Raw genomic sequence first — 15,739 nt, 5'->3', positions numbered from 1 at the left:
CCGTACTGCTTGCCAGCCGCAGGCGCCGGCCAGCCACGGCTTGCCGGTTCCGGTCTGGCCGGTAGTGATCAGCTTCCCATGGCCGTCCGGGATTTAGCGCTATCACTGTCCGCATCTTTCGCCGGTGCCCCTGAACAAGTGGACGGTCAGATACGGCTCGCAAGGAGCATCAGGTACGAGAGGCGGCTTGTCCAGTCGGATCGGTTTCCTCTTCGGGAATGTCGTCGAATGACGAGTAGTTCAGATTGTAGAGTTTGGAATAGAGCCCGCCCATAGCGATCAGTTTGTCGTGGTTGCCGGTCTCAATAACCTGGCCGTTCTGAAGCACGATGATGCGATCGGCATCTCGGATTGTGGCGAGACGGTGAGCGATGACAAGCGCAGTCCGCCCTTCAAGGAGCTTTCTGAGAGCCTTCTGGATCAGCATTTCCGTGTAGCTGTCGATGCTTGCGGTGGCCTCGTCAAGAACAAGGATTTTGGCGTCGGCGACGAGAGCGCGGGCGAAACTGACAAGCTGGCGCTGGCCGAGAGAAAGATTGCCGCCGCGTTCGCCGAGTTGAGTTTCATACCCTTTGGAAAGGCTCATGATGAAGTCGTGCGCTCCGACCACCTTGGCGGCCTCGATCACCTTCTCGCGCGTGACTTCTGTCTTGCGGTAGCGGATGTTCTCGAAAACCGTCCCGGTGAACAGAAACGGCTCCTGCAGCACCATGGCGATCTGGTTGCCGAGCGATTCCTGTGTGAGATCGCGTACATCATGTCCGCCGACCAGCACTTTGCCTTGCTGAACATCATAGAAGCGGTGGACGAGGGCCATCGCGCTCGATTTGCCAGAGCCGGTTGGGCCGACTAAGGCGACCGTCTCGCCTGGATTGACCTCGAAGGAGACATTTTTCAGCACCGGCTCTTTGGGGTCGTAGCCGAATGTAACGTCCCTGAACTCGACTGAGCAGGCAATTTCCGGCGAAAGGACAATCGCATCCCGTTTGTCCTGGATTTCGACCTTGACGTCGAGCACATCGGTCAGGCGCTTGCCGGAGGCCATGGCGCGCTGCATGACCGAATACTGCAGGGTAAGTGAGCGAATTGGATCAAAGAAGCGTTGAATATAGAATATGTAGGCCACCAATACGCCTACACCGACGCGGCCATTCATGATCATGGAGCCGCCGACCACAATGACGACGGCCATGGCGAGACCGGTGAGGCCATCGACGATCGGGACCATGACCTGTGCATACCTGGCAGCGGTCAGGTGAGTCCTGAGGTCGGCATGTGCCTTATCGTCATACAATACGAAGTTTATGCACTGGCGGTCCATGGACTGGACGGTGCGCACGCCTTGAATCGCTTCGGCCAATGCGCCGTTGACGACTGAATTGGTCTCTTGCGCAGCCATGAAGGCCTCGCGAGCACGCGGCAGCCACACGATGCGAATAATCAACAGGGCCGGCAAGACCGAGAGCGTCAGAAGGCCGAGGCTAAAGTTGACCGACAGCATTACGAAGATGATCCCGAAGAGAAGTGCGATGTCGCCGACGGAGTAGATTGAATTTTCGAGGAATTCGTGGATAGCGTTGACGTCGCCTTGGAGGCGAGACATCAGGCGTCCGACCTCGGTCTTGTCCATGAAGGAGAGCGATACCTTCTGCAGATGGGCAAACATGGCGCGGCGGATGTCGAATAGGACGTTCTCAGCCATTTTCCCTACCACGGTTTCCTGCGCGTAGGCCGCGCCGAAATTAACCAGAATGGCGAGCGCAAAGACGCCGGCGGCCTCAAGCAGCGCGAAGCCATCAACGCCATCCGGAGTTATAGCCTGGTCAATGGCGTAGCGGATGATCAGCGGGACGAGAAGCTGCGTGCCGGTGAAGGTCAGCAATGCTGCAACCGAAAGGAAGGCCATAGCCCGGTAAGGACGAACGAAGGCCCAGATACGGCGAACGATATTCTTGTCGAATGCCCTGCCGAACATCTCCTCCTCGATGCGATGGGAGCCGACGACCGCGTGCGGGGGGCGTCTGCCGCTATCATCCGGTTCGATTTCGAGTTGGCTGGCGTGCCGCTTGGTCATCTGGACGCCCCCCTACTCATGGCGCAACTGAAGATCGTAAAGTGCTTTGTAGCGTCCTCGCTTGGCCAAAAGCTCTTGATGGGTGCCACGTTCGGCGATCTCGCCATTGTCGACGAACAGAATCCGGTCGGCGTGCTTGAGCGAACTCAGCCGGTGAGCGATGATGATCGTCACCCTGTCCTTGGCGAAACGCCGTATCGCCGCCCGGATGCGCTGCTCGGTGCCTGCGTCGATCGCGGCCGTCGAGTCGTCGAAAATCACGATTGATGGGCGCAAGATCATGGTGCGAGCTATGGTCAGACGCTGACGCTGGCCGCCAGAGAGAGATCCACCACGTTCGCCGACGACCGTCTTGTAGCCTGCGGGCAGGCCGAGGATGTAATTGTGCAACTGGGCGGATTCGCTAGCCCGCTCAATCCGCTGTTCCTTCGCCCAAGGGTCGCCATAAGCGATGTTGTTCTCGATCGTGGTGGTGAACAGGAATGGATCCTGCTGTACGATGGCGACCGCCTTGCGAAGCGTAGCCAGGGTGACCCCGCGGATGTCCTGCCCGTCAAGCATGATGGTGCCCCCGGTGACGTCGTAAAAGCGGGGGATCAGGTGAATCATTGTCGATTTGCCCGAACCCGGCGGACCGACGATCGCGATCGTCTCGCCTCTGTGGGCGCTAAACGTGATGTTCTTCAGAATGACGCGGTTTGCGGTGCCGGGATATGCAAACGAGACATTGTCGAAGCGCAGGGTGCCTTCGCCGATCTCGAGCGGTCTTGCACCGGAAGCATCCCTGATCGTGATGTCCTGGTCGAGCAGACCAAAGACGCGCGAACCGCAAGTGTAAGCGCGGGCGAAGCCGTTCACCATCAATCCGATCTGGCGGACGGGCATTTGCAGGATCGTCATGAACGTCAGGAACGTCGTGAGTGTTCCAACGCTGATCTGGCCGGCAATGAGCTTATTGCAGCCGATCCAGAGGACCAGCCCCATGGCAACAAAGAAAGCCAGGGTCATTGCCGAGGTATTGGGGACGTAGACGTCAACCTGCTCGTGAGCGAGTTCGAGCGCGTTGGTCGAGGCGATGTCGAACTTCGCTATTTCATAAGCCTGTCCCGAAAACGCGCGGACAACGCGGATGCCCGCGAGATTTTCCTCCATCACGCGGCCCAAAACAGAAAGCCGCTCCTGCAGCTCGAGCCAGATCGCGCGGAGCTTGAGCTGTGTGACCGACGACCGCCAGGCGACGAAAGGCATGAAGCTCAGTGCGACGAGGCCGAGCACCGGGTCGGTAGAGATCATCATGCAGGCGCCGATTCCGATCAGCATGATGAGCATAATCAGCCGAACCAGAGCGGTGGAAAAATACATCCGCACGCCGTCGAGATCGAGGATGCCGAGAGTGATCAAGTCGCCTGAATGCACCCGGTCGTGAAACGAAAAGCTCAGGCGCTGGACTTTCTCATAACAAGCCAGTCGCAGTTCGTACGCGGCGTGGTGCCCGACGGCTTCGGCAAAATAGTTTTGCGCCATCGTGAAGAGGCCGCGCAGCAAACTCGCTGCCAGTAGCAGGAGAGCCAGGGTCCAAAGCATTTGTTCTGCAGCCGCCCCCGTCACACCGGCCCCGATGACGACCTGGGTTTGGTCGACAGCCCGGCCGAGAAGCTGCGGAACGAGCAACTGCAGGATTACCGCTATCATCGTCGAACCGATGGCTAGCGCGACCTGCCACGGGTGCCTCAAATTGATGCGCGTTATGCGCAGTAGTGTGCTCAAGCCCCGACCCCACCCGGCCGCTTTCACATGCGCGGACGAATTGAGAGGAGTCGTGCCAACAGCATCACTGCCCACAGAATGTCCCTGACTGAATTTTGCGCCTTCGGAAGCGAGCCGGTCGACTCACATCAAAGACGTCCTCCAAGTTGATCCTAGCCACCATCGGCTCAAGACGCTGATCCGGCGAGTTGTGCCACGGCTTCGCTCGCTGGCATGTCGATCACCGTGATGCCGCTTGCCGCAAGGAAACGCGCTTCGTTTCTTGTCAGCGTTTGCCCATCCATGATCGCGTAACGGGGCCCTTCCGAGCGCTTCATGATCTGCCTGGCGTAAGTGCGCAGCATCTGATCATTGAAGCGGCAGCCGACGAAGAAGAACCCCCGGTGGACGCGTCGTTCCTTGACCACGTCAGGAATGGGCGTCTGGATATCGATTTCAGTCAGGGCTTCGACATAATCGGAATCGGCGATGAGGAAATTTGCGGCCGGCCTGATACTGCCATGAGGCGCATAGAGAACCGTCCTTACCGCTGCTCCGGGCTCAAGCTCCGTTCCGAACAAGTCGTAGGTTCTGGTCCAAATGTCGCGAATTTCGTTCGCCCGCGTGACGCCTTGTATCTCGGCGACGTCGGTCCGGCCGGCCTCAGCCAGCGCCGCCCTCATCGCGCCTTCGTACCAGCTGTCGATGATGAGGGAGAGCGGGAGCTTTGCGAGCCAGTTGTGGAGGAGCGTCGGCGCCGTCGGCCCCGCGAATATATCTGTCATCCAGGCTTGAAGTGTGCGGCGATGCCGACGCTGCTCGATGAATTGCGCGACCGACCACATGTTGGTGCGGATCTTCGAGGGAGCTGGCGCCCGCGTGTTGAGTGCGGCGGCGACGGCCTCTGGGGTGCTCGGTACAGGCGGCTCCGCTGAGCTTAGCCGCAGCAGACCCGGACCGAGATATGGGATCACGTGATCGGAAACGAGCGCTTGTCTGGCCAGCTCAAGCAGCGTTCGGGCGAAACTGTCCCGCACGACGACGAGGTGGCCCGAGGTCGGGATCTTGTTCATGCTCTTTTCCTCTTGACGCCTCTCATTGAGGGGCAGCATCAGCCCTCGTCGGGAAGCTTCCTTGCCTCGACGGTGATTGGCAGACGCGTATGCGGCGGAAGATCGGGTAGGAGCAGCCGCCACCCGTTCCTGAGCGTTACGACGCCGCCCCAGAGGTCTTGTTTCTCCAACTTGATGATCGGTTCTTCGAGATCCTTTTTGGGGACATATGCCGACAACCCGGAATCGGTCCTGCGGATCATTACTTTCATCCGGCCGTTCCTTGGTTTGCTTTTTCTTCGGCGTCGAGGGGAGGGTCGGGTCTGTCGAGGCTCATCAATTCACGCGCCCGCATGCCGACGATCGTCCCACGGTCGATCCATTCGACCGCGTAGATGAAGAACTGCTGGAGAAACGTGCCAATATCGCGCACATAACCCTCTTCGCCCTTGCGCACGAGATTTTCGCCGATCTCCCTGCCAGGGTAGGTGCCGTCATTCTTGACGTGACGAGTGGCACGGACCCGCTCTCCCGGCCGAAATTGGGGAGGTCTGCGGATTTCCACCTCCTGTTCGCGTGCGAGCCACATTGGCGGTTCCTTGGTTCTCTGAGGCTACTGTGATTGATGAGGCGCGCAGGCGTCCGGGCAGCCACTTGTCGGCTACCCAGTGGACTCAGGCAGGAACGCAGGTATTCGGCACAGGACACACCGAAGCACATTGTTGCGTGTCGAAAGCCCCTTCGCATTCGGTGCATTTCTGCAGCTCGACCACGTAGCTTTCGCCTTTGAACTTGATCGCACCCGACGGGCATTCGAATTCGCAGGCGCCGCATTGTGTGCATTGGGATGCGATGATCTTGAAAGCCATTTCGATTCCTGAGTTGAGTAAATGAATTGGGTTCAGGCTGTCGCCGCGAGTGCTTGGATGCCGAAGTCAGCGGCGTAAATCGCTGCGATTGCCGTTTCGATGTAGTCATGGCCGTAAGCCTCCGTTGCTTGGATACCGGCGGCCGCGAGCTGCTCCCTGGGGCGATCTCCAATTTTGATGCAAAGCACGACGTCTACGCCTTCAAGCGCTGCGATGATCCCGTCGAGAGTGGCCTTCTCGCCCCACCCCCGAGACAATACTGCTCAACGTTGCGGTGCCCGACAAAGTTGATCCCACTAGTCGAGGCTTCATACATTTGGAATTCCTTGGCATGGCCGAAGTGTTCGTTGACGCGGCCGCCGCCCTTAGTCGCCACCGCGATGAGAAGGACTTCCCGGAACTCGCTGTCTTCACCGCTCCGGCCGCTTGGCTCCTGGCCGCCAGGTGATCACGGCGCTCGTCCGCCACCAGCTCCCGATAGGCTTCGCGCTTGCTGGCATCGTAGGTGAGCTCACCGGGGATGTGGGCAAGCGTGAATTCCTGGCCACGATCCACGCCCAGCAGGCCGACGGCATCGGCCCGGCACTGCCTGCAGTGGCGCATCAACTTGGCGCCGCCTTCAAGACGATCCTGAAGAGCCTTCATCTCCATTGGGTTTGGACCACGCTGCCCGGTCAACCCGAAGTGCGTGCCGTGCGCCGGGTCCGAGATGAGAGGCATGACGTTATGAAGGAACGCGCCGCGCTGCTTGACCGACTTGTTCACCTCAATCAGGTGCTGGTCATTCACTCCAGGGATCATCACCGAATTGACTTTGGTGAGGATGCCGCGTGCGCTGAGCATCTCCAGTCCCAGCATCTGCCGCTCGTGCAGAATTCTGGCTGCTTCGATGCCGTAATAGCGGCGGTGACCGTAAAAGATCCAGGGATAGATTTTTGCACCTATCTCCGGATCGACCATGTTGATCGTGATCGTCACGTGATCGACATTCATGTCGGCAAGCTCGTCGACATGGTCCGGCAGCGCGAGCCCGTTCGTGGAGACGCAAAGCCTAAGGTCGGGGATTTCCCTGATGACGCGGTCGAGTGTCGCCTTTGTCTTCTTCCAGTCGTAGCAGGCATCACCCGGTCCGGCGATGCCAAGCACGGAAAGCTGCGGCACTTCATTGGCAACGGCGATCACCTTGCGTACCGCCTCATCGGGCGTCAGCTTTTCCGAGACAACCCCGGGCCGGCTTTCGTTGGCGCAGTCATATTTGCGATTGCAGTAGTTGCACTGAACATTGCAGGCCGGCGCGACGGCGACGTGCATGCGCGCAAAATAGTGGTGCGCCTCTTCCGAAAAGCACGGGTGATCCTTGATCTTGTCCCAGGTGGCCAGATCCACATTGTCCGGCCTTGTCGACGACCCGCAGGAGGAAGATGCGCAGCCACCCGACTTCGCGCTCACCAGCAACCGTTCGGAGACCCTCGCGCCCGTCAGGCTCTCAGCTGAAATCACCGGTGCGGCCATTGAACGGCTCCGTTACGGGTTAACGTCGCGGTTCGAAGCGCAAGAGCAATGCCAACTGAATAGCTGGCGCTAGCTCACGAATTGGCTTTGCGCGTCGGACATCACGGAGTTGCTCCGACACAGCTTTGTCGGACTCCTAACAGGGCATGCTCAGAAGGTTAGGAAGACGACCCCGGCCGAAGATCAGGTCGAGATGAATTACCGCGTCGACAGCTCAGCCGTGATCGCCCTCGGCACAACCGTCCCGACCTGTCTCCGAGAAGGATGTCGCTCTGAGCGACGGCGACTTGGTTGTGATGTTGCCACTGCTCGTCTGGATCTGCATTGGTCCGGGTAAGGAGAGTCGGTGACTCCCGTTTACGATCGGCAAGACGCCGGAAAGGGTGGGTTGGGGCGCGACAGCATCACACGCCCGCGCAGCTTGGGCCCGGGCTCCGACACATTTTGGCGTAGCTGGCGCAGTGTTCCCGTTCTCCAGATCAATGAGACTCTAGAACTTCTTCACCTCGATGCCGTGTCGGCGCAAAGCGTATCCGACCTGTCGCGGCGTGACGCCGAGGACACGGGCGGCCTTGGCCTGAACCCAGCCGACCTTCTCCATCGCGCCGATCAGCCGGTCGCGTTCCGTCAGGCGCGGGCCTATTGCACGGAGAGCGAGATCGTTTGCAGGGTCGGCAGTATGGGGTCGGAGGTTGTCCTGCGGCGCGCCGAAGCGCCCGGCCGGCGTGGGCAATCCGGCAGGCATCATATTGTTTCGAATGCTTTGGTTGCCGGTATTGCCGCTGTGCGAATGATCAGCTCTTTTCCAGAGGAGCCATGACAGACATTGGTTATTGTTGCAGGCAAAATCCGATGGAGCGATGGTCCTTGAACGCGCCAGCGTGGCCGTCCTTTCCACGCAGTTCTCCAATTCGCGGACGTTACCAGGGAAGTAGCATTGCGAGATAAACTCGAGCGCCGATGGCGCGAAGGCGAGTTCGAGATGGTTCTCCTTGTTGAATCGTTCGAGGAAGGCGTTCGCAAGCCGAGGAATATCCCCCGGTCGCTCTCTGAGCGGAGGCAGGATGATTGGCACCACATTGATGCGATAATAAAGGTCGGCCCTGAAATCCCCGTTTACGACAGCCGACTCAAGATCCCTGTTGGTGGCGCATATGAGTCGCACGTCCACCTGCAGCGTCTTGGTGCCGCCAACACGCTCCAGTTCGCCTTCCTGCAAGACGCGTAACAGCTTGGCTTGGAAGGCAGGCGATATCTCGCCGATTTCGTCGAGTAGCAGCGTTCCTCCATTTGCCAATTCAAAACGGCCGGCGCGCTGGGAAATTGCGCCTGTAAAGGCACCTTTTTCATGTCCGAACAGCTCCGACTCCAGAACGCTTTCCGACAGTGCGGCGCAGTTCAACTTGACGAAAGATTTCGTCCGCCGGAGCGAGTGCCTGTGTATGGCCTGCGCGAAAAACTCCTTGCCGGTGCCGCTCTCGCCTCTCAGAAGCACGGTGGAATTCGTCCTGGCTACAATGGAGACGGTTTCGAGCACCTGCTTGAGTGCGGGGCTCTCCCCGATGATCCCATCGATCTTGACGCGCGCATGTGGGACGAGGTCGGTCCGGTCCCCATTGGACGAATTCTCCACTCTCCAGTCCTTATTGACGCGCCGCTCACGATCCATAGTCAAGCCGCGATGGAGGCGAATGGTGCGGCCGACGAGGTTTGCCACCATCGTCAGGAAGCAGATATCCTCATCATGGCGGGATCCGTTTTCTCTTAGGATCGATAACGTCCCAAGGACCCTGTCCTCAGCCTTAACCGGGACGCCGATAAAGGCCATCGGGAGGGACTCGACTTTGGGAAGTGTTTGAAGATCGGTCTGAAACAACTCGGACGTGCTTAGGTCCGCGATGACGAGCCGCGTGCCCGTTGCGACGATTTGATTGATTGCGGCCTCCGGTATGATGGGGTGAGTGCCTGACGGGGCGCTGCCGGCACTCGCCGCGATCTCCGGCTCACCTTCAGAGCCGAGAACAAGGATTGATCCATGACGCATTTGCACAAATGACGCGAGAGTGTTCACGACATTGGCCAACGTAACCTCCAGCCGGGCGGGAGCCGTCAGCGCCTTCGATATCTCGTAAATCCCCGTCAGCCAGTCATCTGCTTCGAACATCCGATCAGTGGTGGGTTTGCGGAAAGTGTCTGGACATCCTGCTTCGTTGACCCGATCCGGGGATATGTGAGCCATGGAAAGACCTCGGCGGTTGTGGTCAGGGTGCTCCTCCCAAGCGCCTACTTATCGTTCAGGATGTTCACCCGCTCCACGCTTTGGCGAGATGGCGCCGGCAAAAATGCGCTTTGTCGCGACTTCCGGAGTGCACAGCCGCACCACCCACTGAGACGGTGCCGAAGCCGATCATCCGAACTTGAACAGGACGCCGAAGCCACCGCGCGGATAGTTCCATTCGATCTCGCCGCTGGCCTCGCACAAAACGCGGCAGGTGCCGCACTCCATGCAGCCATCGGGGGTTATTTCAACTTGTCCTTCGTCGTTCAGCTCATAGCATTTCGCGGGACAGATGTGGGTCAGCGCGAGCAGACTTGCACTCGGTTGCTCGTGGGGTCGCACCTTTATGTGCGGACGGCCGGGGTCCACCAAATAGCGGTTCTGGTAAAGCTTGTCTTCGACACGTAATTTTGTCACCGGGTTGGTCATGTCGTCAGTGCCTCACCGCCACGCCAACGCCAAGCGAACCGCGTCGCTGATCAGCCCCCACCGCGAACGCGCCTTGATGAAGGCTGCCGCGGTCGCCTTTTCCTTCTCGATCTTTGGCGTGCCATCGACACGCATGAAATTTTGCGCGGCTTGCGACATCAACCACGGGTACGTCGTGAAGAAAGTGGAGGCGTTGGTGTGGAGCAAAGCCGGCATGTCTTTGTATTTTCGCAGGTCTTTGACCACGAACGATTTGTCCAGCATTGCCTTGTAAAGGGCGAGGTTGCGTTTGGTCATAGGGTTGTTGCGTCTCTTGACCTGGATGATAGCCTCTGCCGCGATGCGACCCGATGTCATGGCGAGGTTGGAACCCTCGCGGTGAACGGCGTTGTTCAATTGCGCGGCATCGCCGACAACGACCCAACCGTCGCCAAAGAGCTGCGGAATAGCCTTGTAGCCACCTTCGGGAATGAGGTGCGCAGCATATTCTTTCACCTCCGAACCTGCAATCAGCGGCCGGACCGAAGGATGGTTTTTGAATGCGTCGAGGAGGGCGTACGGGCTCTCCATCTTCGCGGCGAAATCCGAGACGAGGCAGCCGATGCCCAGTGAGATCGATTCCTTGTTGGTGTAGACGAACCCGAGCCCAGCCATGCCGTGGGATATCGTGCCAACTGCCTCAATGACACAGCCTTCACCCCCTTTAACGCCGAACCGCTGCTCAATGACCTCTTCGGGCAGGAAATGCATTTCCTTGACCGCCAAGGCAACGGACTGGGGCTTCAGCATCTTGCGCAGGCCGCCCCGTGTGCCAAGCAGCCCGCAGACACCCTCTGCAAGAACAACTACGTCCGCGTAGATCACTCCGCCTGCCCGGTCCGTGCGGACGCGATCACCTTGCCCTTGGTATCACGCACGAGGTCCGTCACCGTGGTCTCGCACAAAACCGTCGCGCCGGCCTCCCGCACCCTGCGCGAAAACCATTTATCGAACTGGGCGCGGATGATCGTATAGCGATTGGGCTTTATCTCGTTGAAGTCATCCGATCGATAGTGAATCCCGGTGTGGGAGGTGTCATCCATAACCCACAGTCGCTGTTCAACCAGATGCCGTTCGAGAGGTGCATCATCGCGGAAGTCCGGAATGATCTTCTCCAGCATGCTCGCATACATGATGGCGCCCTGGACATTCTTAGAGCCCGGATATTCACCTCGCTCCAACTGGAGCACCTTCAGGCCGTCGCTAGCCAAAGTATAGGCAGCTGCGTTCCCGGACATTCCGGCGCCGATGACAATGGCGTCGAACTCTTCCTTGATCATCTGCATCATGCCTTAGCTCGCAAGCTTGTCGCGACTGTGCGGTGAAAGCCGCCGGGTGAAGGCTTCGGTCAAAGCCGGCAGGAAGCGCACCGCATCGGTGACGATCCCGAGGTGAGCGAAATCGAAAATTGGCGCGTTCGGATCGGTGTTGATGGCCACGATGAGATCGGCTCCCTCAACTCCAACGCGGTGCTGAATGGCGCCGGAAATACCGGCCGCTATGTAGAGCTTCGGCCGGATTGTCTTGCCTGTTTGGCCGATCTGCCGATCGGCCGACATCCAGCCCTTTTGGACCAGCGGCCGCGAACAGCCGAATTCGGCGCCTATCACTCGCGCGAGGCTCTTCACAAGCTGCAGGTTCTCCGCCCCGCCGAGACCGAGCCCTCCTGCAACAACTACATCCGCATAGGCGAGATTGACGACGCCCGACTGGCTATCCGGAAGGAACCCTAGCACCTTGGTGACGATTTCATCCTCGGCTAGCGACAGCTTGTGCGGGATGACACGCCCGATTGGTCTGTCCGCCCGCTGCGGCATGGCCATGACCCTCGGTCGCACCGTCGCCATCTGCGGCCGGTAATTGAGCGTGTAGATCGTGCATAGCAACGAACCGCCAAAAGTGGGGCGGGTCGCGGCGAGTGAACCGTCAGCGTCCACATCAAGTTCGGTGCAGTCGGCCGTTAGCCCAGTCAGCAAGGTGGTTGCGACGGACCCGGCGAGGTCCCTGCCGAGCGTGGTTGCGCCCAGAAGCAGGATCTCGGGTTTGTGAGCGGTAACCAGATCGGTCATCGCCTTGGTGAATGGCTCATTACGATAGTCGGCGAGCAGCGGCGCTTCGACCAAGTAGACGAGGTCGGCGCCATAGGCGAAGGCCTCGGCGACTGCGTTATGGGTGGCTTCTCCCGGCGGTCCGAGCACAGCACCAGCGAGTTGGACGCCAAGTTTGTCGGCCAGCTTGCGGCCCTCGCCAAGCAGTTCGAATGATACGGGATGGACCTCGCCGCGTTCGAGCTCGACTAAAACCCAGACGTGCCGATAATCCCTGAAACGCTCGGGAAGTTCCTTCTTCATCCCGGCACGGCCGGGGGGCTGGGGAGGTGTGTCTGTGTTCTTGCTCGACATATGGTCTGATCCTTGCCGTCACGCGCTCTCGAAGGCGAGTTCTGGTTCCAGCGCCGGCTGACGGGTGAAGATCGCACCGATCAGCTCGTCGGCGACTTCGCGCTGCGTCTTCTCGGCGATCTCAATTTGCGCCGCCTTTTCCGAACGGGTGATAGGGGCAAAAACGCGCTTGACGACCGTCGGCGAGCCACGCAAGCCACATTTGGTGAGATCTTCGATGCCGGCCTCGGCCGCACTCCATCTCACTATCTGGCTGCGCGCGGCGGAAAGCGCGTTTTCGATCGAGCCCCGGCGCATCTCGTTTGTGCCTTCCAGCATGGTGATGAGGCAAGGCAGCCTGCTCTTCAGCTTCTGGGTGCCGCCCTCGCACCTGCGCTCGACCGTGATCTCGCCTGCAGCAAGATCAATGGAGGCGATTTTGGCGACGTAGGTGAGTTGAAGCAGATCGAGACGCTTGGCGATGCCGGGTCCTACCTGGGCGGTGTCGCCGTCGATCGTCTGTTTGCCCGTGAAGACCACGTCTGGCGTGCCGAAGGTCTCGCCGATCTTCGCGATTGCCTGGGAAAGAGCAAAGGAGGTGGCCAGCGTGTCGGAACCGGCAAAATAGCGGTCGGTCAAAAGCACCGCGCGATCGGCGCCGTAGCCGAGCGCCTTGCGCAGGGAGTCCTCGGCCATGGGTGGGCCCATGGTGAGCACGGTGACCTCCCCGCCATAGGCGTCGCGCAGCCTGAGTGCTTCTTCCAGGGCGAACAGGTCGTAAGGGTTGATGATGGTCGGCACACCCTGGCGCATGATGGTGTTCGTCACGGGATGGACCCGTATCTGTGCCGAGTCCGGCACCTGCTTTATGCTGACGACGATGTGCATTGGCGTTCTGTGTCCCGATGTGAGCTGGCAGTCCGATTTCTTGTCAGCATCATTCGTGCCAAGTGTTTTGTGGGCGCCTATTCCTTGTAAGTTCCATTGGTCATTTCCGAGGGCCCCGGCTTCGATGTCCGAATTGTCGGCTTGTCGACATTGCCGCGTCGCAACTATGTCGTTATTCGCCGAAACGCTTCAGGATGGAGTCGAACGGAACGAATGTGCGGCCTGGCTTGTGAGCTTTGCTCGGATCGTGGTCTTTGAGCACCTTGAAAACCCGTTGCGTGAGCGGCGAGGAAGCCGCGAACTCCTCGTAGGCGCGTACCAGCATGGCGCGCACGCGCGCGGCAATCACCTGGTCGGGCAGCCCGGAGAAGTCTTCCTCGGCAAGGTATTGGCCCACACGCTTGAGGATATGCAGCCGTGAGACATTGAGCACCTTCGGATCATACGAAACGCCAAGAGCGGCGAAAAACTCCTCCGCGGACGACAGGCGTTTCAGGCGCGTGAGGATGTTGGTGACGTCGATGGGTCTGCTGTCAGCGGAACAATTCATTACAATCTCCTTTGTCGGAACCGGGTTTTGGCGCGTTCGTCGCACATTGGACATGCAGCCCCGAAGGCCGCGGTTGATGAACGATGCAGATCAGCCAGCGCGACAATCGCCTCGTGGATACAGCTGGCGTTCGGCGCCTGGCGCTCGGCCCGACCGAGGTCGCGCGAGCACTCGTGCGAAAAGGAGCTGGTGGCGCTGCTCTGGTTGCCCTGGTGGCCGCGCTTCCGAGCGTATGCTCGATGAGCTGTAGCGCTCCCTCGGTCGAGCCCGAGCCTGGCGGCAAGCTGAAATCGATGGACGACGATTGAGGCGCAGACGCCGCACTCGACCGATCCATCGCGATCCTGTGAGCTCATCCGGCTACCATGCCGTGAGCCGCACCGGGACACCCCAGCGACCACGGAGCAAATTGCTCGATCTCGTCAGTTCCCATGCCCGGAGCGCCAACCTCGTGTCAGGCACACCGGCCGCCATCAACGCACCGTCGGTCACCGTGTAGGCGAGTCCACCGCAGTGTCGTCCCTGACCGCCGGGGGCCTGCTCGCCGTCGCGCCGGGTGGTATCCTTGAGAAAGAATTGACTGCTCACGAATGGACGCCGGTTCTTCCGCCGCCGAGACCTGGAACGCCTTGAAGATCTTCGGCGCTCCATCCATTCGACCCGGAACTGTGGGCGTGCCGCAGCCTCTCCACGATCGAAGGCAAGACCTCGAGCACGCGGTCCACGTCTTCTTGTCCGTTGTCACGCGCGAAAGAGAAGCGGACCGCCCCATGTGGCATTTTCATCGCCCTCAGCACATGGCTTGGCTCCGCACCGCCCGATGTGCACGCGGACCCCGAGGAACAGACGACACCCTCGCGGTCCAGGAGATGCAGGATCCCATGGCCGCCCTCAATGTCCTCGAAGGCGATGTTTGCGGTGTTGGGCAAGCGCTCCAGAGGATCGCCGTTGACGAAGCTGTTTGGGACACGCTGGACAAGCCCGTTCTCCAGCCTGTCGCGGAGCCACTTTATCCGCGTGGTCTCACAATCCATGAATTTCAAGGCGAGTTCGGCGGCCGCGCCGAGCCCGACTATGCCGGGCGTGTTTTCGGTGCCGGCGCGCCGATCGCTCTCCTGGTGCCCCCCCTTGATCAGCGGTTGGAACGGCACGCCGCGCTTGACGAAAAGTGCGCCGACCCCTTTTGGCCCATGAAATTTATGGCTGGAGAGCGACAGCATGTCGATGGCGGTGGATTTCAAGTTGATCGGGAGCTTGCCGACCGCCTGCACGGCATCAGTGTGGAAAACCGCGCCGACTTCCTTGGCCAATTCGGCGAGTTTGGCAACGGGGAAGATCGTACCAGTCTCGTTGTTGGCCCACATGATCGAGACGACTGCCACGTTTGGGGTGAGCGCCGCCCGGTAAGCGTCGACGTTCAGCCGGCCATGGCGGTCCACCGGAATCCTGTGCACCTTAGCGCGGCGCGTCTCTTCAAGATGAGCGCACAGGGTCAGCACAGCCGGATGTTCGACAGCGGAAATCACGATCTCTGTTCGGTCAGACATCACCTCAAGCGCCGAGAGAATGGCGGCATTGTCGCTTTCCGTTCCACCCGAGGTGAAGATGATCTCATCGTCGAACTCCGCGCCGACCAGCGCCTGCAACTGGCGCCGAGCCTTTGCCAACGCAGTGCCGGCAAAGGCGCCAAAACCGTGGGCCGACGAAGGGTTGCCGAATTGATCGGTAAGAAACGGCAACATCGCCTTGACGACCGCGGGGTCGACCCGGGTCGTTGCGTTGTTGTCGAGATAGACTGCCATGGGTGGTCTCCAATCGAGCGGGATGACGTTAAGCGGGACTTGGTCTCATCGAGCCTGCGCCGTTGAGAGCGCGATGGTCCCGAGTGGCGCAAGTGCTCCGCAGGTTGGCCCGCACCGGG

General features: G+C 59.8%; 13 protein-coding genes and 2 pseudogenes. 1 reads left to right on the top strand and 14 read right to left on the bottom strand.

The features are described from left to right. Positions 1-169: 169 nt before the first annotated feature. The 13 genes and pseudogenes from ACVDG8_RS13285 to nifW form a co-directional block, all read right to left on the bottom strand. Positions 170-2,074, bottom strand: a complete 1,905-nt coding sequence (locus ACVDG8_RS13285; protein ID WP_447255060.1) for an ABC transporter ATP-binding protein — start codon at positions 2,072-2,074, stop codon at positions 170-172. Between the two features lie 12 nt (positions 2,075-2,086). After that, complete coding sequence (locus tag ACVDG8_RS13280; RefSeq protein ID WP_447255059.1) at positions 2,087-3,916, bottom strand: ABC transporter ATP-binding protein; 1,830 nt, start codon at positions 3,914-3,916, stop codon at positions 2,087-2,089. A gap of 92 nt (positions 3,917-4,008) precedes the next feature. Continuing rightward, a complete protein-coding gene (locus ACVDG8_RS13275; protein ID WP_447255058.1) occupies positions 4,009-4,893 on the bottom strand; it encodes an SIR2 family NAD-dependent protein deacylase in 885 nt (294 codons plus the stop codon). A 38-nt stretch (positions 4,894-4,931) separates the two neighbouring features. Next, entirely contained in the window at positions 4,932-5,144 is a 213-nt protein-coding gene (gene nifT, locus ACVDG8_RS13270) for a putative nitrogen fixation protein NifT (protein WP_447255057.1), read from the bottom strand. Beyond that, positions 5,141-5,461 carry a nitrogen fixation protein NifZ gene (locus ACVDG8_RS13265; RefSeq protein ID WP_447255056.1) on the bottom strand — a complete coding sequence of 107 codons (321 nt, stop codon included), beginning with the start codon at positions 5,459-5,461 and terminating at the stop codon, positions 5,141-5,143. Before ACVDG8_RS13265 ends, nifT begins: the two co-directional genes overlap by 4 nt. A gap of 85 nt (positions 5,462-5,546) precedes the next feature. Beyond that, entirely contained in the window at positions 5,547-5,741 is a 195-nt protein-coding gene (locus tag ACVDG8_RS13260) for a 4Fe-4S dicluster domain-containing protein (protein WP_447255055.1), read from the bottom strand. 32 nt (positions 5,742-5,773) lie between these two features. After that, positions 5,774-7,253, bottom strand: a pseudogene (gene nifB, locus ACVDG8_RS13255) (nitrogenase cofactor biosynthesis protein NifB). Positions 7,254-7,743: 490 nt separating this feature from the next. Further along, positions 7,744-9,492 carry a nif-specific transcriptional activator NifA gene (gene nifA, locus ACVDG8_RS13250; protein ID WP_455707745.1) on the bottom strand — a complete coding sequence of 583 codons (1,749 nt, stop codon included), beginning with the start codon at positions 9,490-9,492 and terminating at the stop codon, positions 7,744-7,746. A 168-nt stretch (positions 9,493-9,660) separates the two neighbouring features. Further along, entirely contained in the window at positions 9,661-9,960 is a 300-nt protein-coding gene (locus ACVDG8_RS13245) for a ferredoxin family protein (protein ID WP_447255052.1), read from the bottom strand. 12 nt (positions 9,961-9,972) lie between these two features. Beyond that, positions 9,973-11,279: pseudogene (locus ACVDG8_RS13240) on the bottom strand (FAD-dependent oxidoreductase). Positions 11,280-11,291: 12 nt separating this feature from the next. After that, positions 11,292-12,401, bottom strand: coding sequence for an electron transfer flavoprotein subunit alpha/FixB family protein (locus ACVDG8_RS13235; RefSeq protein WP_447255051.1), 1,110 nt, complete (start codon positions 12,399-12,401; stop codon positions 11,292-11,294). Positions 12,402-12,419: 18 nt separating this feature from the next. Continuing rightward, on the bottom strand, positions 12,420-13,268 hold the full coding sequence (locus tag ACVDG8_RS13230) for an electron transfer flavoprotein subunit beta/FixA family protein (RefSeq protein ID WP_447255050.1): 849 nt from the start codon (positions 13,266-13,268) through the stop codon (positions 12,420-12,422). Between the two features lie 172 nt (positions 13,269-13,440). Further along, a complete protein-coding gene (gene nifW / locus ACVDG8_RS13225; protein ID WP_447255049.1) occupies positions 13,441-13,818 on the bottom strand; it encodes a nitrogenase stabilizing/protective protein NifW in 378 nt (125 codons plus the stop codon). Positions 13,819-13,901: 83 nt separating this feature from the next. On the opposite strand from nifW, the gene ACVDG8_RS13220 reads away from it, so the two are divergent. After that, positions 13,902-14,126, top strand: a complete 225-nt coding sequence (locus ACVDG8_RS13220; protein ID WP_455707744.1) for a hypothetical protein — start codon at positions 13,902-13,904, stop codon at positions 14,124-14,126. A 276-nt stretch (positions 14,127-14,402) separates the two neighbouring features. On the opposite strand, the gene nifS is transcribed toward ACVDG8_RS13220, so the two are convergent. Then, on the bottom strand, positions 14,403-15,620 hold the full coding sequence (nifS, locus tag ACVDG8_RS13215; RefSeq protein WP_447257328.1) for a cysteine desulfurase NifS: 1,218 nt from the start codon (positions 15,618-15,620) through the stop codon (positions 14,403-14,405). Positions 15,621-15,739 lie beyond the last annotated feature (119 nt).

This window comes from Mesorhizobium sp. ORM8.1 (assembly GCF_053005525.2).
Note: the sequence above shows the minus strand (reverse complement) of the source record. Positions and strands in the feature narration are given on the sequence as shown.